Raw genomic sequence first — 14,950 nt, 5'->3', positions numbered from 1 at the left:
AGAGTCCGAACCGAAACGTGTTACAGGCGCTTGTGCAAAGCCTCCGCCGCCGCGACCAGGTCCGCGGCCCAGCGGGCGCCCGGCCTGCGGCCCATCCGGTCGATCGGGCCCGACACCGATACGGCGGCGACGATGGTGCCCGCTGCGTCGCGCACCGGCGCGGAGACGCTGGCCACACCCGCCGCGCGCTCGGCAGCGCTCTGTGCCCAGCCGCGCTTGCGTACCTCGGCCAGCGCGCGCTCGCCGAACACCGCCTCGGGCAGGATAGTGCGCTGCAGCTCCGGATCGGACCAGGCGAGCAGCACCTTGGCCGCCGAGCCCGCGGTGAGCGGAAGGCGCGCTCCGATCGGGACGGTATCGCGCAGTCCGACGGGGGGTTCCAGCGCCGCGACGCAGACGCGTGCATTGCCGTCGCGGCAGTAGAGCTGAACGCTCTCCCCGGTGATCTCGCGCAGCCGGGGCAGAATGGCCGACGCGGCCTCGAGCAGCGGGTCGTTGGCGCCGATCGCGAGCTCGGCGAGGGCCGGTCCCGGGCGCCACATCCCGTTGTTGTCGCGGGCGAGCAAGCGGTGCACCTCGAGGCCCACGGCAAGGCGGTGCGCGGTTGCGCGGGGCAGTCCGGTGCGTGCGCACAGCTCGGTGAGACCGCAGGGATGCTCGGCTACGGCGTACAGGACCGCCACTGCTTTGTCGAGGACGCCGACACCGCTATGCTGTCTCATAGAACGATACTAGCGTCTCGGATGTTGAGAAATCCATCGGCGAAAAGGCACCTTCGCGGATTCCGGTCTCCATGGTCCGACCAGGCGCAGCTATCCCAACAGGTGCAACCGTCGCCGCGCCACAGCCCGGATCGCGGAACGGCTGCTCGTCCGAAAGGTGATCGACAATGGCCGAACCGCGCACGCTGGCCGAGAAAGTATGGGACCAGCATGTCGTTGCTCGCGGTGCAGGTGAGGGTGCCTCGCGCGAGCCCGACCTGATCTATATCGACCTGCACCTCGTCCACGAGGTGACCAGTCCGCAGGCCTTCGACGGGTTGCGCGCCGCGGGCCGGGCGGTGCGGCGGCCGGATCTCACCATCGCGACCGAGGACCACAACGTCCCGACGATCGATATCGACAAGCCGATCGCCGACCCGATTTCGCGCACTCAGGTGGAGACGCTGCGGCGCAATTGCGCGGAATTCGGTATCCGGTTGCATCCGATGGGCGACCTGGACCAGGGGATCGTCCACGTGGTCGGGCCGCAGCTCGGCCTGACCCAGCCGGGGACGACGGTGGTGTGCGGCGACAGCCACACCTCGACCCACGGCGCGTTCGGCGCTCTGGCGATGGGTATCGGCACCTCCGAAGTCGAGCATGTGCTTGCCACCCAGACGCTCTCGCTACGTCCGTTCAAGACCATGGCGATCACCGTGGACGGCACGCTGCCGGCGGGCGTGACGAGCAAGGACCTGATCCTGGCCGTCATCGCGAAGATCGGCACCGGCGGCGGCCAAGGGTACGTCCTGGAGTATCGGGGCGAGGCCATCCGCGCCATGTCGATGGAGGCCCGAATGACCATCTGCAACATGTCCATCGAGGCTGGCGCGCGGGCGGGCATGATCGCGCCGGACGCCACGACCTATGAATTCTTGAAAGGGCGGCCGCACGCCCCGCAGGGAACCGACTGGGACGCGGCCGTGACCGCCTGGGAGGCGCTGAAGACCGACGAGGGCGCGGTTTTCGACGCCGAGGTGCACATCGACGCCGCCGAGCTGACCCCGTTCGTCACCTGGGGCACCAACCCGGGGCAGGGCGCCCCGCTCGGTGCGGCGGTGCCCGACCCCGCCGGGATTGCCGACGAGGTAGCCCGCGAATCGGCGGAGAAGGCACTGCGGTACATGGATTTGGAGCCCGGAACTCCGCTTCGGGAAGTGTCTGTCGACACCGTATTCGTCGGTTCGTGCACCAACGGGCGCATTGAGGATTTGCGTGCGGTGGCCGGGATTTTGAAGGGACGCCATGTCGCCGACGGAGTGCGAATGCTGGTTGTACCGGGCTCGATGCGGGTTCGCGCACAGGCGGAAAAAGAAGGACTGGGCGAGATTTTCACCGCGGCAGGCGCTGAATGGCGGCAGGCGGGCTGCTCAATGTGTCTGGGAATGAATCCGGACCAGCTCGCGCCTGGCCAGCGTTGCGCTTCGACTTCGAACCGAAACTTCGAAGGCAGGCAGGGCAAAGGCGGCCGCACCCACCTGGTTTCCCCCCTCGTAGCGGCCGCGACGGCGCTCCGTGGAACTCTGTCCTCGCCTGCGGATCTGGACTGACCGGCCCCGCTACACCCAATCGAACCCAGGAGATTCGTTATGGAAGCCTTCACCGTGCACAAGGGCATCGGGGTGCCGCTGCGCCGCTCGAATGTCGATACCGATCAGATCATCCCCGCCGTCTACCTGAAGCGGGTAACCCGCACCGGATTCGAGGACGGGTTGTTCGCGGCATGGCGAACGGATCCCGACTTCATTCTGAACATCGAGCCCTACAACAGGGGTAGTGTGCTGGTCGCGGGTCCGGATTTCGGTACAGGATCCTCACGTGAGCACGCCGTTTGGGCGCTGTCGGACTACGGCTTTCGGGTGGTCATCTCGTCGCGGTTCGCCGACATCTTCCGTGGCAATGCGGGTAAAGGCGGTCTGGTGGCGGCTCAGATGTCACAGAACGATGTCGAAATGCTCTGGAAGTTGCTAGAGGAACAGCCGGGCCTGGAATTGGTTGTGGACCTCCAGGCGCGCACCGTGGCGGCCGGAACCGTCGTGTTGCCGTTCGATATTGATGACTACACCCGGTGGCGTCTGCTCGAAGGATTGGACGACATCGGACTGACTCTGCGCCGGAGTGACACCATCGCCGAGTTCGAAAGGGCAAGGCCAGCATGGAAACCCACCACCCTGCCGGCACATATTTCGCATACGTAATCACCCCCGCGCGTTAGCTGCGCGGCCTGAGTAACGGTAGCTGGACGTGTGCTAAACCACATGAATTTTGGCGTGGCACATAGACTCTTGCCCAAAGTGGGTTTACCGTGGTACCTAGTCGGTCCGACGACGGGCCATTAGTCTGCGGAGGATTCAATGAACAAGGCGGAACTGATCGACGTTCTGACCGAAAAGTTGGGTACGGACAGGCGCACGGCCACCGCGGCAGTCGAGCATGTGGTCGACACCATCGTGCGCGCGGTGCACAAGGGTCAGAGCGTCACTATCACCGGATTCGGTGTGTTCGAACAGCGTAAGCGTGCGGCTCGCGTAGCACGGAACCCGCGCACCGGCGAAACCGTGAAGGTGAAGCCCACTTCGGTGCCCGCGTTCCGTCCCGGCGCGCAATTCAAGGCGGTCATCGCGGGTAAGCAGAAGCTGGCCGCGAGCGGTCCCGCCGTCAAGCGCGGCGTGAATGCGCCGGTGGCCGCAAAGAAGGCCGCCGCGAAGAAGACGGCGGCCAAGAAGGCCGCCGCAAAGAAGGCGACCGCGACCAAGGCGCCTGCCAAGACGACAGCCCGTAAGGCCGCCGCCAAGGCGCCGGCAAAGACCACCGCCCGCAAGACGACTGCGACCAAGACTGCCGCCAAGAAGGCGCCCGCGAAGAAGGCGACGGCGGCCAAGAAGGCTCCGGCAAAGAAGACAGCCACGAAGGCTACCGCGGCCAAGAAGACCGCCGCCAAGAAGACCGTCGCCAAGAAGGCGCCTGCGAAGAAGGCCGCGGCCAAGAAGGCTCCGGCTCGCCGCGCCCGCTGATATCACCCCCACCGTCGTATCGGCGCCGGACGGCCCGCCCGAAGGCTGGGCCATTCGCCTCACCGATTGAAACGGCCCCGGGATGCACCCCCCGGGGCCGTTTTTCTGCGGTGCGTGGGCCCGCGGCCGTGCCGAGATGTGGCTCCGACGCGACAAGGTCGCCGCGGCGCTGAGCCGTCAGGGCTTCACGACGCCGGTCGAGAGCGACCGATTCAGATGGTCGGCGGCCACCAACCGCCCCTCCGCGAACGACAGCACCCACACGCTGCCCTTACGATTGCGCGCCGACGGCAGCATGACGCCGTCGCGGTCGGCCCACCACCGCAGCAGATCCGGAATCACCTTGCCCTGGCTGCAGACAACGCGAACGGCCTTGTCGGTCACCAGAGCTCGGATTCGCGCGCGGGCCGCGTCGGGCGCCGCGGCGTAACCGGCCTCGGAAAGCAATGGCTCCTCGGTGATTTCGACGCCGATCTTCTCGGCCAGCGGCGCCACTGTCTGCACGCAGCGCAGCGGATCGGCGGAGAAGATCTCGGATGCCCCGAACGCCAGCAGGTTCGGCACCAGAGCCCGCGCCTGAGCGTCGCCCTGCCGATCCAGCGGGCGCTGCTCGTCCGGCCCGTTGAACCGATCTCTGCGGCCCGCTTTCGCATGCCGCACGAGCAGCAGCGTGCTGGTACGGGCGGGCAGGCGGGCGAAGGCGCGCAGCACCTGCCGGTCCATCGGATACGACAGCTGGTCCATCACCCGATCCAACGGGTGCCAGCTGAGTTCGTCCACCTCGGAATTGGCGGCGAACTGGCCGTTTACCACTTCGGCCGCCCAATAGTCGACCCGCTTCAGTTTGCGATGGCCCGGGATCGGGTACGTCACGTGCCCGAGGTAGCGGCCGAGCCTGCATTCCAGCCCGGTCTCCTCGGCGACCTCGCGGATCGCGGCGAGCACCGGTGTCTCACCGGCGTCCAGCTTGCCCTTCGGCAACGACCAGTCCTGGTACTTGGGGCGGTGGACGATCGCGATCTCGACCGCTCCCTTCGCTGTCCTGCGCCACGGCACCGCGCCCGCGGCGTGGATATTGGCGGTGACGCGGGGATCCCAGAACGGACCCCCGTCCATCTCGTATCCGGTGCTGCCGCTCACTGCTGTTCGGGCCTCCGCAGCCGCATGAGGAACTCCTGATGGTCTCGGATCTTGTCGCCGTCGGTGGTCCGCTCCGGCCAGGCACGCCAGGTGCCGTCCGCCTGGAGTACCCAGCAGCGCGTCGTCGCAGACAGCGCCGAGTCGAATACCTCGCCGAGCTGCTCGGTCAGCCGCGGATCCTTCACCTGCGCCATGACCTCGACCCTGCGGTCGAGGTTGCGATGCATCATGTCGGCACTGCCGATCCAGTACTCGTCCTGCGCCTGGAAGTGCATGATGCGCGAGTGTTCCAGGAACCGACCCAGGATCGAGCGGACCTCGATGTTCTCGCTCATGCCAGGAACGCCGGGGCGCAGCCCGCAGATGCCGCGCACCACGATGCGCACCGGTACGCCCGCCTGCGAGGCCCGGTACAGCGCGTCGATGACCTCCTCGTCGACGATCGCGTTGGCCTTCAACCGGATTCGGGCGTCGCGCCCCTCGGACGCCAACTCGGTCTCGCGCTGGATTCGCTCGATGATGCCCGCGCGTACGCCGTGCGGTGCGACAAGTAGGTTGCGGTAGTTCTCTTTTCGCGAGTAACCGGTCAGCGAATTGAACAGGTCGGTCAGATCGGCACCGATTTCCGGTGCGGCGGTGAGTAATCCGACGTCCTCGTACAGACGCGCGGTCTTCGGGTTGTAGTTCCCGGTTCCGATGTGGCAGTAGCGGCGGATGGTCGCGCCCTCGCGGCGCACCACAAGGCAGGTCTTGCAGTGGGTCTTGAGTCCGATGAGGCCGTAGACCACGTGCACGCCCGCCTGCTCCAGCGCGCGGGCCCACTTGATGTTGGCCTGCTCGTCGAAGCGCGCCTTGATCTCGACCAGCGCGACCACCTGTTTGCCCGCTTCGGCGGCGTCGATGAGCGCGTTGACGATCGGGGAGTCGCCGGAGGTGCGGTAGAGCGTCTGCTTGATCGCGAGCACCTGCGGGTCGGCGGCGGCCTGTTCGATGAACCGCTGCACGCTGGTGGAGAACGAGTCGTAGGGATGGTGCACGAGCACGTCGCCCTCGCGTAGCGCCGCGAACACGTTGCGCGGCGTCTCCCGCTCGCCGAACGCGGGCGGCGTCGCGGGGACATACGGGGTGTCCTTCAGATTCGGCCGGTCGACCCCGTACACCTGCCAGAGGCAGGACAGGTCGAGCAGACCGGGCACCTGGATCACGTCGCCGGGGTCGACGTCCAGCTCGCGCAGTAGGAGATCGAGCATGTGCTCGGTCATGTCGTCGGAGACCTCGAGCCGCACCGGCGAACCGAACCTGCGCCGGGCCAGTTCGCGTTCCAGCGCCTGCAGCAAGTCCTCGTCGCGGTCCTCGTCGACCTCGAAGTCGGCATTACGGGTGATCCGGAACGAGTGGTGCTCGGCCACCTCCATGCCCGGGAACAGCAGTTCCAGATGCGCCGCGATGAGCGCTTCCATCGGCAGGAAAGCCGCGATGGGGGAGCCGGATTCGGTGCGGCGCACGCGGACGAAGCGGTCGACGTTGTCGGGTACCTTGACGCGGGCGAAGTGCTCGCCGCCGTTGGAGTAATCCTTCACCGTCACCGCGAGGTTGAGGCTCAGCCCGCTGATGTAGGGGAACGGATGCGCCGGGTCGACCGCGAGCGGGGTGAGGACCGGGAACACCTGATCCTGGAAGTAGCCCGAGAGGCGCTGGCGCTCATCGTCGTCCAGGTCGGTCCAGTCGATGATCGCGATGCCCTCGTCGGTCAGCGCGGGCAGCACGTCGTCGAGGAAGACCCGGGCATGCCGCACCGCAATTTCCTGGGCATGCGCCGCGATCAACTCCAATTGCTCGCCAGGCGAGCGACCGTCGGCCGACCGCACGAGCAGACCGGTCTCGGCGCGCCGTTTCAGGCCCGCCACCCGCACCATGTAGAACTCGTCGAGATTCGACGCGAAGATAGCGAGGAACTTCGCCCGCTCCAGCAAGGGAAGCGATGCGTCCTCGGCGAGGGCGAGTACCCGGGCGTTGAAGTCGAGCCAGCTCACTTCGCGATTGAGGTAGCGATCACGGGGCAACCGCTGTGCCGTCGAGTCGGCCGACCGTGGTGTAGCCGCCGGGAGAGGCGTGGGAAGCAACGGTTGCTGCTTGACGATTTCCGTATCGCTCACGTCACCGATCATCCCCTACCGACGGTGCCGTGTGCAGTCCTCGGTCGGGATTGCCGTCTATGGCGACCGTCTAGCATACGTGCCGGACGTGCTCGTGAACGCGACCTGGCCAGCCGATGTCGTGCAGCACGGCGCGCGTCGCGTTCCCGGCCCCGAGTGCCACCGCACGGTCCAAGTCGTCGGCGGTATCGACGTCCAAGCGCAGGCCCGGCCAGTCGCCGGTCAGATCGACCGCACCCGCGGCGACATGGCGGAGTGCCGAGCCAGGACCGAAACGTGGATCGAGCGCGGCGACCGGGTCTCGGACCAGGAGCGCAGCGGTGCCGCTGCCCGCGTGGTCGACCACGATCGACCGCACGCCGGGCGGGGCGGTGGCGAGCATGTCGGACAACTCCTCCGGGCGCAGCGCGGGCAGGTCCGCCTGGAGGGCGAGCAGATCGATCGGGCCGTGCGCGCCGCGCAACGCGGCGGCGGTGCTGGCCAAGGCGGTGTTGAGTCCGTCGGAGTCGGCGCCGAGCGGCTCAGGATGGACGTCGGCGCCCAGGGTGCGGGCCAGATCGGCGACGGCGGGATCCGGGGTGACCACCGTGACCGACACGACATCGGGCACCGCCGCGGTGGCGGTCACGGTGTCGGCGAGCATTGCCAGCACCAGCCGCGCCCGGTGCTCCGGGCGCAGCCGGTCGGCCAGTCGGCTCTTGGCCCGATCGAGGCTCTTGACCGCGATCACGGCATGCACGGCGTGCGGGCGCATGCGACCAATCCTTCCATGGCATATTGGGCTGATGACGAGGGCGGCGGTACTTGGCGCGGGATCGTGGGGGACGGCGTTCGCGAAGGTGTTGGCGGACGCGGGAACCGACGTCACGATCTGGGCCCGGCGACCCGAGGTGGCCGCGACGTTGGCCTCCGAACATCGCAATCCGGATTACCTGTCGGATATTCCGCTGCCGCCGATCGCGGCCACCCACGACCCCGCCGTGGCGCTCGACGGCGCGGACATCGTGGTACTCGCGGTGCCGTCGCAGTCCTTGCGCGTGAATCTCGCGGAGTGGAAGGGGCTCATCGGGCCGGATGCCTCGCTGCTGAGCCTGGCGAAGGGAATCGAGACCGGAACGCTGCTGCGGATGAGTGAGGTGATCAAGGAGGTCACCGGCGCCGACCAGAGCCGGATCGCGGTGCTGTCCGGGCCGAATCTGGCGCGGGAGATCGCCGTCGGTCAGCCGGCTGCGACCGTGATCGCCTGCACCGACACCGACCGCGCGGTCGCGCTGCAGCATGCCAGCGCGACCGGATACTTTCGGCCGTACACCAACATCGACGTGATCGGCTGCGAAATCGGCGGCGCGTGCAAGAACGTCATCGCACTCGCCTGCGGCATCGCCTCGGGAATGGGATTGGGCGACAACTCGATCGCCAGCCTGATCACCCGCGGTCTGGCCGAGATCATCCGGCTCGGGGTGGCGCTCGGCGCGGAGCCGGTGACCTTGGCGGGTCTGGCCGGGGTCGGCGACCTGGTAGCCACCTGCACCTCGCCGCTGTCGCGCAACCGGTCCTTCGGCCGCGTGCTCGGCGCGGGCGGCTCCATGGATGCCGCGCAGTCGGCGACTCATGGCCAGGTCGCGGAGGGTGTGAAGTCCTGCACGTCCATTCGAGCGCTCGCCGAGCTGCACGAGGTGGAGATGCCGCTGACGACCGGGGTGCACCAGGTGTGTCACGAAGGTCTCGCCGTGCGCGAAGCCGTCGGCAACTTGCTCGGACGGCGGATCAAACCGGAGTGATCCGAACCCGCCCCGCGCGCCGTCGATATCGCCGTGGCCGGGACAGTCAGCGGTTAGGCCGGTCGTGGAAACGGGTACGGTTCGGGGCATGACGAACCGGATCAGGGTGGCCGTGGTGTTCGGCGGCCGCAGCAACGAACACGCCGTGTCCTGCGTGTCGGCCGGCAGCGTGCTGCGGAACCTGGATCCGGAGAAGTACGAGGTGGTGCCGATCGGCATCACCACGGAGGGCCGGTGGGTACTCGGCGGTTCCGACGTCGCCGCGCTCGGCATCCACGACCGTGCCCTGCCGTCGGTGGACGCCACCGGCACGGCGCTGACGTTGGCCGCCGACCCGAGCCGCTCGGGGGCGCTGATCGCGCTCGACGATCCGAGCGCCGCGCTCGGCTCGGTCGACGTGGTGTTCCCGATCCTGCACGGACCGTTCGGTGAGGACGGGACCTTGCAGGGGATGCTCGAGCTCGCCGGGATCCCGTACGTCGGTCCGGGTGTGCTGGCCAGCGCGGCGGGCATGGACAAGGAATTCACCAAGAAACTGCTCGCGGCCGAGGGACTCCCGATCGGCACCCAGGTGGTGCTGCGGCCCGGCACTGCGACAGTCGCCGAGGCGGACCGGGCGCGTCTGGGACTCCCGGTGTTCGTCAAGCCCGCGCGCGGTGGATCATCGATCGGCATCACCAAAGTGACCGACTGGAGCGAGCTGGACACGGCGATCGCGGTGGCGCGCGCGCACGACCCCAAGGTGATCGTGGAGGCGGGCATCGTCGGACGCGAAGTGGAGTGTGGTGTGTTGGAATTCCCGGACAGGCGGCTCTCGGCGAGCGTGGTCGCGGAGATCCGGATGCCGGAAGAGGACAGCACCCCGGGCAGCCCCGAGTTCTACGACTTCGATACCAAATACCTCGATGACGTCTGCGAATTCGATGTTCCGGCCAAGCTGGACGACGACGTGTCCGATCGGATCAGGGAACTCGCCGTGCGCGCCTTCCAGGCGCTCGACTGCCAGGGCCTCGCACGTGTCGACTTCTTCGTCACCGAGCAGGGGCCGGTGATCAACGAGATCAACACCATGCCGGGCTTCACTGCGATCTCCATGTATCCGCGCATGTGGGAGGCCACCGGCATCGACTACGCCGTGCTGGTCTCCACCCTCGTCGAAACCGCACTCGCCCGCGGCACCGGCCTGCGCTAGGCCGAGATCACCGGATAGCGGCGTCGTACCAGGGGCCGTGCGGTCAGTTGGGGAGCGGGCCCGGGTCGATCGGCTGAGCGGGAAGGGCGGCGGTGATCGTGTCGGAGACCTCCTGCAGCGGCGTCGGGCCGGAACCGTCGGGGACGGTCAGGGCGAGATAGGTCTCGCGGTCGACGGCGAACCAGGTGCTCGCCTTCGCGGCCTGGTCGCGGGCCTCGAACCACTGGACGCCATTCACGATCTGCAGGGGTGAGGCGCGGTTGAACTCCAACGGGCGGTCCAGGCCGCAGCGCAGGACGATCGGGTCGCCGCCATCGGCGCGCTGCCACGCTCGAGTGGCGGGCGGGGCGGGCTCGACGAGGGTCGACTTCGTGAATTCACCCAGGTCCGCGGGCAAGGCGGGCAGCAGCGCGGTGCAGGCGGGACCAGCGGCGGCAGGAGCGGGAACGGGACCGAGCACCAACGGTTCACGGTCGACCGGCGCCCGACGCGCCAGCACGGCGGCCACGAGCACAGCGACGACCAGGACGACCGGAAGGGCAACGGCGGTGGCGATCATGGCCGGGGAGTACGGGTGTGTCGGGACTGCCGCAGGCGAGGTGTCTTCGGCCGCAGCGGGTTCGGTCGCCCCGTCGGGTTCGGTCGCGTCGTCGGCAGGTTCGGTGGTCGCTGCGTCAATGTCGGCGGTCTGCGCGCTCCGGGCTGGGACTTCTTCCTCAGGCGCTGGGGTCTCCGCGTCTGCCGCGGTGGCTTCGGTGTCCGCCCCGGCGGCCTGGGCGGGTGAGTCCGCACTGTTGCTACCCGACGCTTCGACGTCGGGTTCGGTGTCGTGGTTCGAGTCCGCGGCGTCGGTGGTGCTCCCCGCCGAAGTGTTTGTCGCCTCGGAATCCCGAGCGTCGGCGACGGGTCCCGTGGCTACGGTTTGCTTGTCCTCGGCCGAGTCCCGGTCCGGCGAATCCGCCGCCATGCTCACCGATCCTTCCTGCTCGCGCTGAACGGTGCCGGTCGTCGGCGCCGCGGGAGCGCGGCGGCGCGGTGGACCGGCCCGGTGGTACCCGATTGCCCTGGAAAGGGTACCGTCGGGCCGATTCCAGCAAGCGGCGTGCCTGAAAGGATCGGTCATCAGCGAGAGCGCGGGCCCGAGGACGGTGCGTGAACTGGGGGAGTTCGCGCTGATCGACCGTATCAATGCCGGCCGGGTGCAGGCGCGAGGCGTGCTGCTCGGTCCCGGCGACGACGCGGCGATGGTGGCCGCGCCGGACGGCCGATTCGTGGTCACCACCGACATGCTCGTGCAGGATCGGCATTTCCGGTTGGACTGGTCGAGTCCCGAGGACATCGGTCGCAAGGCCATCGCCCAGAACGCCGCCGATGTCGTCGCCATGGGAGCGGTGCCGAGCGCGTTCGTCGTCGCGATCGGCTGCCCGGCCGACACCCCGCTCGATATGGTCGACGGCCTCGCGGACGGCATGTGGGCCGAGGCCGCCGGGGTGGGCGGGTCGATCGCGGGCGGCGATCTGGTTCGCAGCCGCGACCTGATCATCTCCGTCACCGCTTTCGGCGACCTTCGTGGTGGGGCGCCGATCACCAGAGCCGGTGCGCGCGTGGGCGACACGGTCGCGGTCGCGGGCCGCCTCGGTTGGTCGGCCGCGGGCCTCGCCGCGCTCACCGCTGGAGTGGCCACCGCCGATTTCGCCGAAGCGCTTGCCGCCCACCGCATTCCGCGGCCGCCGTATGCGGCGGTACTGGACGTGCTACACGGCGATGCTGCTGCGGATGCCCAGGCGGCAGTGGACAATTCGGAGCCGAACCCGGATGATCCGGAGCGGATCGGTCCGTCGGGGGCCGGGTTACACGCGCTGACTGATGTATCCGACGGGTTGCTCGCCGATGTGGGGCATGTCGCGGCGGCCTCCGGCGTCGCCATCGATCTGGATTCGGCGGCACTGCGTGACCCGGCACTCGAACAGATCGCCGCGCGATTGGATGCGGATGCGGCGCAATGGATCCTGACCGGCGGCGAGGATCACGCCTTTGTCGGCGCGTGGACGCCCGGGCGTGTGCCCCCCGCTGGATGGGTCGCGATCGGGCGGGTTGTCGCCGGTCGAGGGGTCACCGTCGACGGCGTGGCGCACGCCGGTGACGGTGGGTGGGAATCGTTCCATGGGGCGGACTCGGCATCCGAGGGCGAACCACGATAGGTTGTGCGGTCATGGGCGCAAAACCACTGTCGGAAGTGATGGATCCGGGATGGGCGAAGGCACTCGAGCCGGTGACGGATCGGATCGGTGCGATGGGAGATTTCCTGCGTGCCGAGAACTCGGCGGGCCGTGGCTACCTACCGTCCGGTGACAATGTCTTGCGCGCCTTCCAGCGCCCGTTCGATGCGGTGCGCGTGCTCGTCGTCGGCCAGGACCCCTACCCGACGCCCGGCCACCCGATGGGCCTCAGTTTCTCTGTGGCGCCCGATGTTTCACCGATTCCGCGCAGCCTGGCCAACATCTTCGCGGAGTACAGCAAGGACCTCGGCCACCCGACGCCGTCGTGCGGTGACCTGAGCCCGTGGTCGGACCAGGGTGTGCTGATGCTGAACCGAGTGCTCACAGTGTCGCCGGGTAAGCCGGCCTCGCATCGTGGCAAGGGCTGGGAGGCGGTCACCGAACAGGCGATTCGCGCCTTGGTCGCCAGGGACGAGCCGCTGGTGGCGATCCTGTGGGGCAAAGACGCGTCGACGCTGAAGCCGCTGTTGGCCGAGGCCGAGATCCCCTACATCGAGTCCGCGCATCCGTCGCCGTTGTCCGCGTCGCGCGGTTTCTTCGGTTCCCGCCCCTTCTCGCGAGTGAACGAATTGCTCGACGAATTGGGGGCCGAACCGGTTGACTGGCGCCTGCCATGAGGGCGCCTGTATGTGATCGACCAGAGAGATATCGAGTGAGGAGCTTTTCCATGCACAACACCACTGTCCGTGGCGCGCTGCGCGGCACGACCGCGACCCTGGCCGTGTGCGCCGCGCTCACCGCCGGCGCCGCTGTCGCCGGTGCGGCCCCGCTGCGGCTCGAGCCCGCCACGGAAAACACCTCGGCGCCGGTCGCCGAGGAGTTCACCTCCAGCGGCTCATCCACCATCTCCGCGTCGGTGAACGCGAAGGTCGCGTGCCTGTTCTTGGTGGGCAACCTCGGCTGCTGAGGTCCTGATCGAGAGGTTGCCGCGCGCCGGCACCGGCAGTGTGCGATCCTCAGATCGTGAGTAGTGCGAACAATCTTCTCGAACCGTCCCGGCTCCGGCTGCGCGGTTCGGGGGGAATCGAGCTGGCCGCCGATCAGTTCGGTCCGGTCGACGGCCCGCTCGTCGTCTTTCTGCACGGGGGCGGTCAGACGCGCCACTCGTGGAAGCAGACCGGCGCGCGCCTCGGTGCGTCGGGAATGCGCGTGGTCACGCTGGACGCGCGCGGGCACGGCGACAGTCAGTGGGCGCCCGACCGCGACTATCGATACGACACCATGGTGCGGGACCTGCTGCTCGTGCTCGAGCAGCTCGGCGCTCCCGCTGTCGTGGTCGGCGCCAGCATGGGCGGGGTCACCGGTCTGCTCGCCGCCGCCGTGCCCGGCGGGGAGGCGATCACGGCGCTGGTGCTGGTCGACATCGTGACCCGGCCGGAGCCGGAGGGGGTCGCCAGGGTGATCGACTTCCTCGGCAAGCACCGCGACGGCTTCGACAGCCTCGACCAGGCGGCTGACGCGGTCGCCGAGTACATGCCGCATCGCCCGCGGCCGAAGAGCACCGACGGCCTGCTGCGGAATCTGCGCGAGCGTGACGGTCGCTGGTACTGGCACTGGGATCCGGGCATGCTCGGCGATCGGGCCGAGGACGCGGTAGCGATGACCGAGCAGATGGAGCACGCGGCGCAGGTGCTGTCCATTCCGGTCCTGCTGGTGCGCGGTATGCGCTCGGACGTGGTGAGTGCCGAAGGAGCCGAAGCATTCCAGCGGCTGGTGCCGCACGCACAACTGGTGGAGATCGGCGACGCAGCACACACCGCGGCCGGTGACGACAACGACTCGTTCACCGATGCGGTGGCGAAATTCGTGCTGGAGACGCGGGACTGACCCAGCGTCAGACGAGTCCGGTGTAGTCGGGCTTGCGCTTCTCGGCGAACGCATTCACGCCCTCACGTCCCGCAGGGGAGTTCGCGGCCGCGGCGATCGCGTCGCGTTCGCGGTCGAGCTGGTCGCTGAGCGTCGCCGAATCCGACTGCCGCAGTAGCGACTTGATGCTCGCGTGGGTGGAACGCGGGCCGGCGGCGAAGGTACGCGCGAGCCGCAGCGTCTCCTCGGCGATTTTCTCGTCGGCGACGAGCTTGCCGAGGATGCCGAGTCGCAGTGCCTCGTCGGCGTCCAGAACGGCGTCGGTGAGCAGGATGTCGCGGGCCCGGCTCGCGCCGACGAGGCGCGGCAGCGTCCAGGACATGCCGCCGTCGGGGCTCAGGGCGATGCCGGGGTAGGCGGGCCGCAGCTTGGTGCTTGGGCCGCCCACCGCGATGTCGGCGAGACAGACCAGGCTCATCCCGGCACCCGCCGCCCAGCCCTGGACCGCGGCCAGCACCGGAACCGTGGTCGCGTCCACTGTGCGCACGAACTCGTGCAGGTCGGTGGCCAGACCGTGGACATGCGCCGAACGGTCCTGCGCGGCGGCGAAGCCGCGCACGTCGCCACCCGCGCAGAAGTTCGCGCCGGTGCCCCGCAGCAGCACCGCGCCCACCTCGGGACCGAGCGAGCGCAGCGCGGCGGTGCCCGCGTTGATTCCCGCGAAGTCCATGGACGTGCCGTGGGCGGCGGTGGCGACGGTGATCAGCAGAACGCCGTCGACGATTGTCACGTAGTCGGCTTGCTGCGTGGATGTCATGATC

15 protein-coding genes are annotated in these 14,950 nt (G+C 68.5%); 9 read left to right on the top strand and 6 right to left on the bottom strand.

Going from position 1 to position 14,950, the window contains the following annotated elements:
- Positions 1-20: 20 nt before the first annotated feature.
- Entirely contained in the window at positions 21-722 is a 702-nt protein-coding gene (locus AB4Z47_RS00230) for an IclR family transcriptional regulator (RefSeq protein WP_441947086.1), read from the bottom strand.
- Between the two features lie 167 nt (positions 723-889).
- Between AB4Z47_RS00230 and leuC the strand changes: the two genes are divergently transcribed.
- The 3 genes from leuC (at position 890) to AB4Z47_RS00215 (ending at position 3,775) form a co-directional block, all read left to right on the top strand.
- Entirely contained in the window at positions 890-2,311 is a 1,422-nt protein-coding gene (gene leuC / locus AB4Z47_RS00225; RefSeq protein WP_441947085.1) for a 3-isopropylmalate dehydratase large subunit, read from the top strand.
- 39 nt (positions 2,312-2,350) lie between these two features.
- Complete coding sequence (gene leuD / locus AB4Z47_RS00220) at positions 2,351-2,959, top strand: 3-isopropylmalate dehydratase small subunit (RefSeq protein WP_441947084.1); 609 nt, start codon at positions 2,351-2,353, stop codon at positions 2,957-2,959.
- A 156-nt stretch (positions 2,960-3,115) separates the two neighbouring features.
- Positions 3,116-3,775: an HU family DNA-binding protein gene (locus AB4Z47_RS00215; RefSeq protein ID WP_441947082.1), complete on the top strand. Its 660-nt coding sequence runs from the start codon at positions 3,116-3,118 to the stop codon at positions 3,773-3,775.
- A gap of 177 nt (positions 3,776-3,952) precedes the next feature.
- On the opposite strand, the gene AB4Z47_RS00210 is transcribed toward AB4Z47_RS00215, so the two are convergent.
- Genes AB4Z47_RS00210 through cofC form a run of 3 tightly spaced genes read right to left on the bottom strand, consistent with a single transcriptional unit; the run spans position 3,953 to position 7,825 of the window.
- Positions 3,953-4,891 carry an NUDIX hydrolase gene (locus AB4Z47_RS00210; RefSeq protein WP_441947321.1) on the bottom strand — a complete coding sequence of 313 codons (939 nt, stop codon included), beginning with the start codon at positions 4,889-4,891 and terminating at the stop codon, positions 3,953-3,955.
- A gap of 20 nt (positions 4,892-4,911) precedes the next feature.
- On the bottom strand, positions 4,912-7,083 hold the full coding sequence (locus AB4Z47_RS00205; protein ID WP_441947081.1) for an RNA degradosome polyphosphate kinase: 2,172 nt from the start codon (positions 7,081-7,083) through the stop codon (positions 4,912-4,914).
- Positions 7,084-7,141: 58 nt separating this feature from the next.
- Positions 7,142-7,825: a 2-phospho-L-lactate guanylyltransferase gene (cofC, locus tag AB4Z47_RS00200; RefSeq protein ID WP_441947080.1), complete on the bottom strand. Its 684-nt coding sequence runs from the start codon at positions 7,823-7,825 to the stop codon at positions 7,142-7,144.
- 31 nt (positions 7,826-7,856) lie between these two features.
- Between cofC and AB4Z47_RS00195 the strand changes: the two genes are divergently transcribed.
- A complete protein-coding gene (locus AB4Z47_RS00195) occupies positions 7,857-8,852 on the top strand; it encodes an NAD(P)H-dependent glycerol-3-phosphate dehydrogenase (protein WP_441947079.1) in 996 nt (331 codons plus the stop codon).
- A gap of 88 nt (positions 8,853-8,940) precedes the next feature.
- Positions 8,941-10,044 (top strand): D-alanine--D-alanine ligase family protein, encoded by a 1,104-nt coding sequence (locus AB4Z47_RS00190; protein WP_441947078.1) that lies wholly within the window; start codon positions 8,941-8,943, stop codon positions 10,042-10,044.
- A gap of 43 nt (positions 10,045-10,087) precedes the next feature.
- On the opposite strand, the gene AB4Z47_RS00185 is transcribed toward AB4Z47_RS00190, so the two are convergent.
- The gene (locus AB4Z47_RS00185) at positions 10,088-10,723 is read right to left on the bottom strand and encodes a DUF3515 domain-containing protein (RefSeq protein WP_441947320.1); all 636 of its coding nucleotides are present in this window, start codon (positions 10,721-10,723) and stop codon (positions 10,088-10,090) included.
- Between the two features lie 469 nt (positions 10,724-11,192).
- Between AB4Z47_RS00185 and thiL the strand changes: the two genes are divergently transcribed.
- From thiL to AB4Z47_RS00165, 4 genes are read left to right on the top strand one after another with little or no spacing between them, the layout of a single operon-like run.
- Entirely contained in the window at positions 11,193-12,245 is a 1,053-nt protein-coding gene (thiL, locus tag AB4Z47_RS00180) for a thiamine-phosphate kinase (protein ID WP_441947077.1), read from the top strand.
- An 11-nt stretch (positions 12,246-12,256) separates the two neighbouring features.
- On the top strand, positions 12,257-12,940 hold the full coding sequence (locus tag AB4Z47_RS00175; RefSeq protein ID WP_441947076.1) for a uracil-DNA glycosylase: 684 nt from the start codon (positions 12,257-12,259) through the stop codon (positions 12,938-12,940).
- A 50-nt stretch (positions 12,941-12,990) separates the two neighbouring features.
- Complete coding sequence (locus tag AB4Z47_RS00170) at positions 12,991-13,230, top strand: hypothetical protein (RefSeq protein ID WP_441947075.1); 240 nt, start codon at positions 12,991-12,993, stop codon at positions 13,228-13,230.
- A gap of 56 nt (positions 13,231-13,286) precedes the next feature.
- The gene (locus AB4Z47_RS00165) at positions 13,287-14,150 is read left to right on the top strand and encodes an alpha/beta fold hydrolase (RefSeq protein ID WP_441947074.1); all 864 of its coding nucleotides are present in this window, start codon (positions 13,287-13,289) and stop codon (positions 14,148-14,150) included.
- A 7-nt stretch (positions 14,151-14,157) separates the two neighbouring features.
- Here the strand turns inward: AB4Z47_RS00165 and AB4Z47_RS00160 are convergent, their stop codons facing one another.
- The gene (locus AB4Z47_RS00160; RefSeq protein ID WP_441947073.1) at positions 14,158-14,946 is read right to left on the bottom strand and encodes an enoyl-CoA hydratase/isomerase family protein; all 789 of its coding nucleotides are present in this window, start codon (positions 14,944-14,946) and stop codon (positions 14,158-14,160) included.
- Positions 14,947-14,950 lie beyond the last annotated feature (4 nt).

Source organism: Nocardia sp. 2TAF39 (assembly GCF_052114905.1).
Classification (GTDB): Bacteria; Actinomycetota; Actinomycetes; order Mycobacteriales; family Mycobacteriaceae; genus Nocardia.
Note: the sequence above shows the minus strand (reverse complement) of the source record. Positions and strands in the feature narration are given on the sequence as shown.

What these genes read in the sequence shown, in the direction of transcription:
- AB4Z47_RS00230 (WP_441947086.1), bottom strand. Translation starts at nt 722, where the DNA reads ATGAGACAGCATAGCGGTGTCGGCGTCCTCGACAAAGCAGTGGCGGTC.
- leuC (WP_441947085.1), top strand. Translation starts at nt 890, where the DNA reads ATGGCCGAACCGCGCACGCTGGCCGAGAAAGTATGGGACCAGCATGTC.
- leuD (WP_441947084.1), top strand. Translation starts at nt 2,351, where the DNA reads ATGGAAGCCTTCACCGTGCACAAGGGCATCGGGGTGCCGCTGCGCCGC.
- AB4Z47_RS00215 (WP_441947082.1), top strand. Translation starts at nt 3,116, where the DNA reads ATGAACAAGGCGGAACTGATCGACGTTCTGACCGAAAAGTTGGGTACG.
- AB4Z47_RS00210 (WP_441947321.1), bottom strand. Translation starts at nt 4,891, where the DNA reads ATGGACGGGGGTCCGTTCTGGGATCCCCGCGTCACCGCCAATATCCAC.
- AB4Z47_RS00205 (WP_441947081.1), bottom strand. Translation starts at nt 7,083, where the DNA reads ATGATCGGTGACGTGAGCGATACGGAAATCGTCAAGCAGCAACCGTTG.
- cofC (WP_441947080.1), bottom strand. Translation starts at nt 7,825, where the DNA reads ATGCGCCCGCACGCCGTGCATGCCGTGATCGCGGTCAAGAGCCTCGAT.
- AB4Z47_RS00195 (WP_441947079.1), top strand. Translation starts at nt 7,857, where the DNA reads ATGACGAGGGCGGCGGTACTTGGCGCGGGATCGTGGGGGACGGCGTTC.
- AB4Z47_RS00190 (WP_441947078.1), top strand. Translation starts at nt 8,941, where the DNA reads ATGACGAACCGGATCAGGGTGGCCGTGGTGTTCGGCGGCCGCAGCAAC.
- AB4Z47_RS00175 (WP_441947076.1), top strand. Translation starts at nt 12,257, where the DNA reads ATGGGCGCAAAACCACTGTCGGAAGTGATGGATCCGGGATGGGCGAAG.
- AB4Z47_RS00170 (WP_441947075.1), top strand. Translation starts at nt 12,991, where the DNA reads ATGCACAACACCACTGTCCGTGGCGCGCTGCGCGGCACGACCGCGACC.
- AB4Z47_RS00160 (WP_441947073.1), bottom strand. Translation starts at nt 14,946, where the DNA reads ATGACATCCACGCAGCAAGCCGACTACGTGACAATCGTCGACGGCGTT.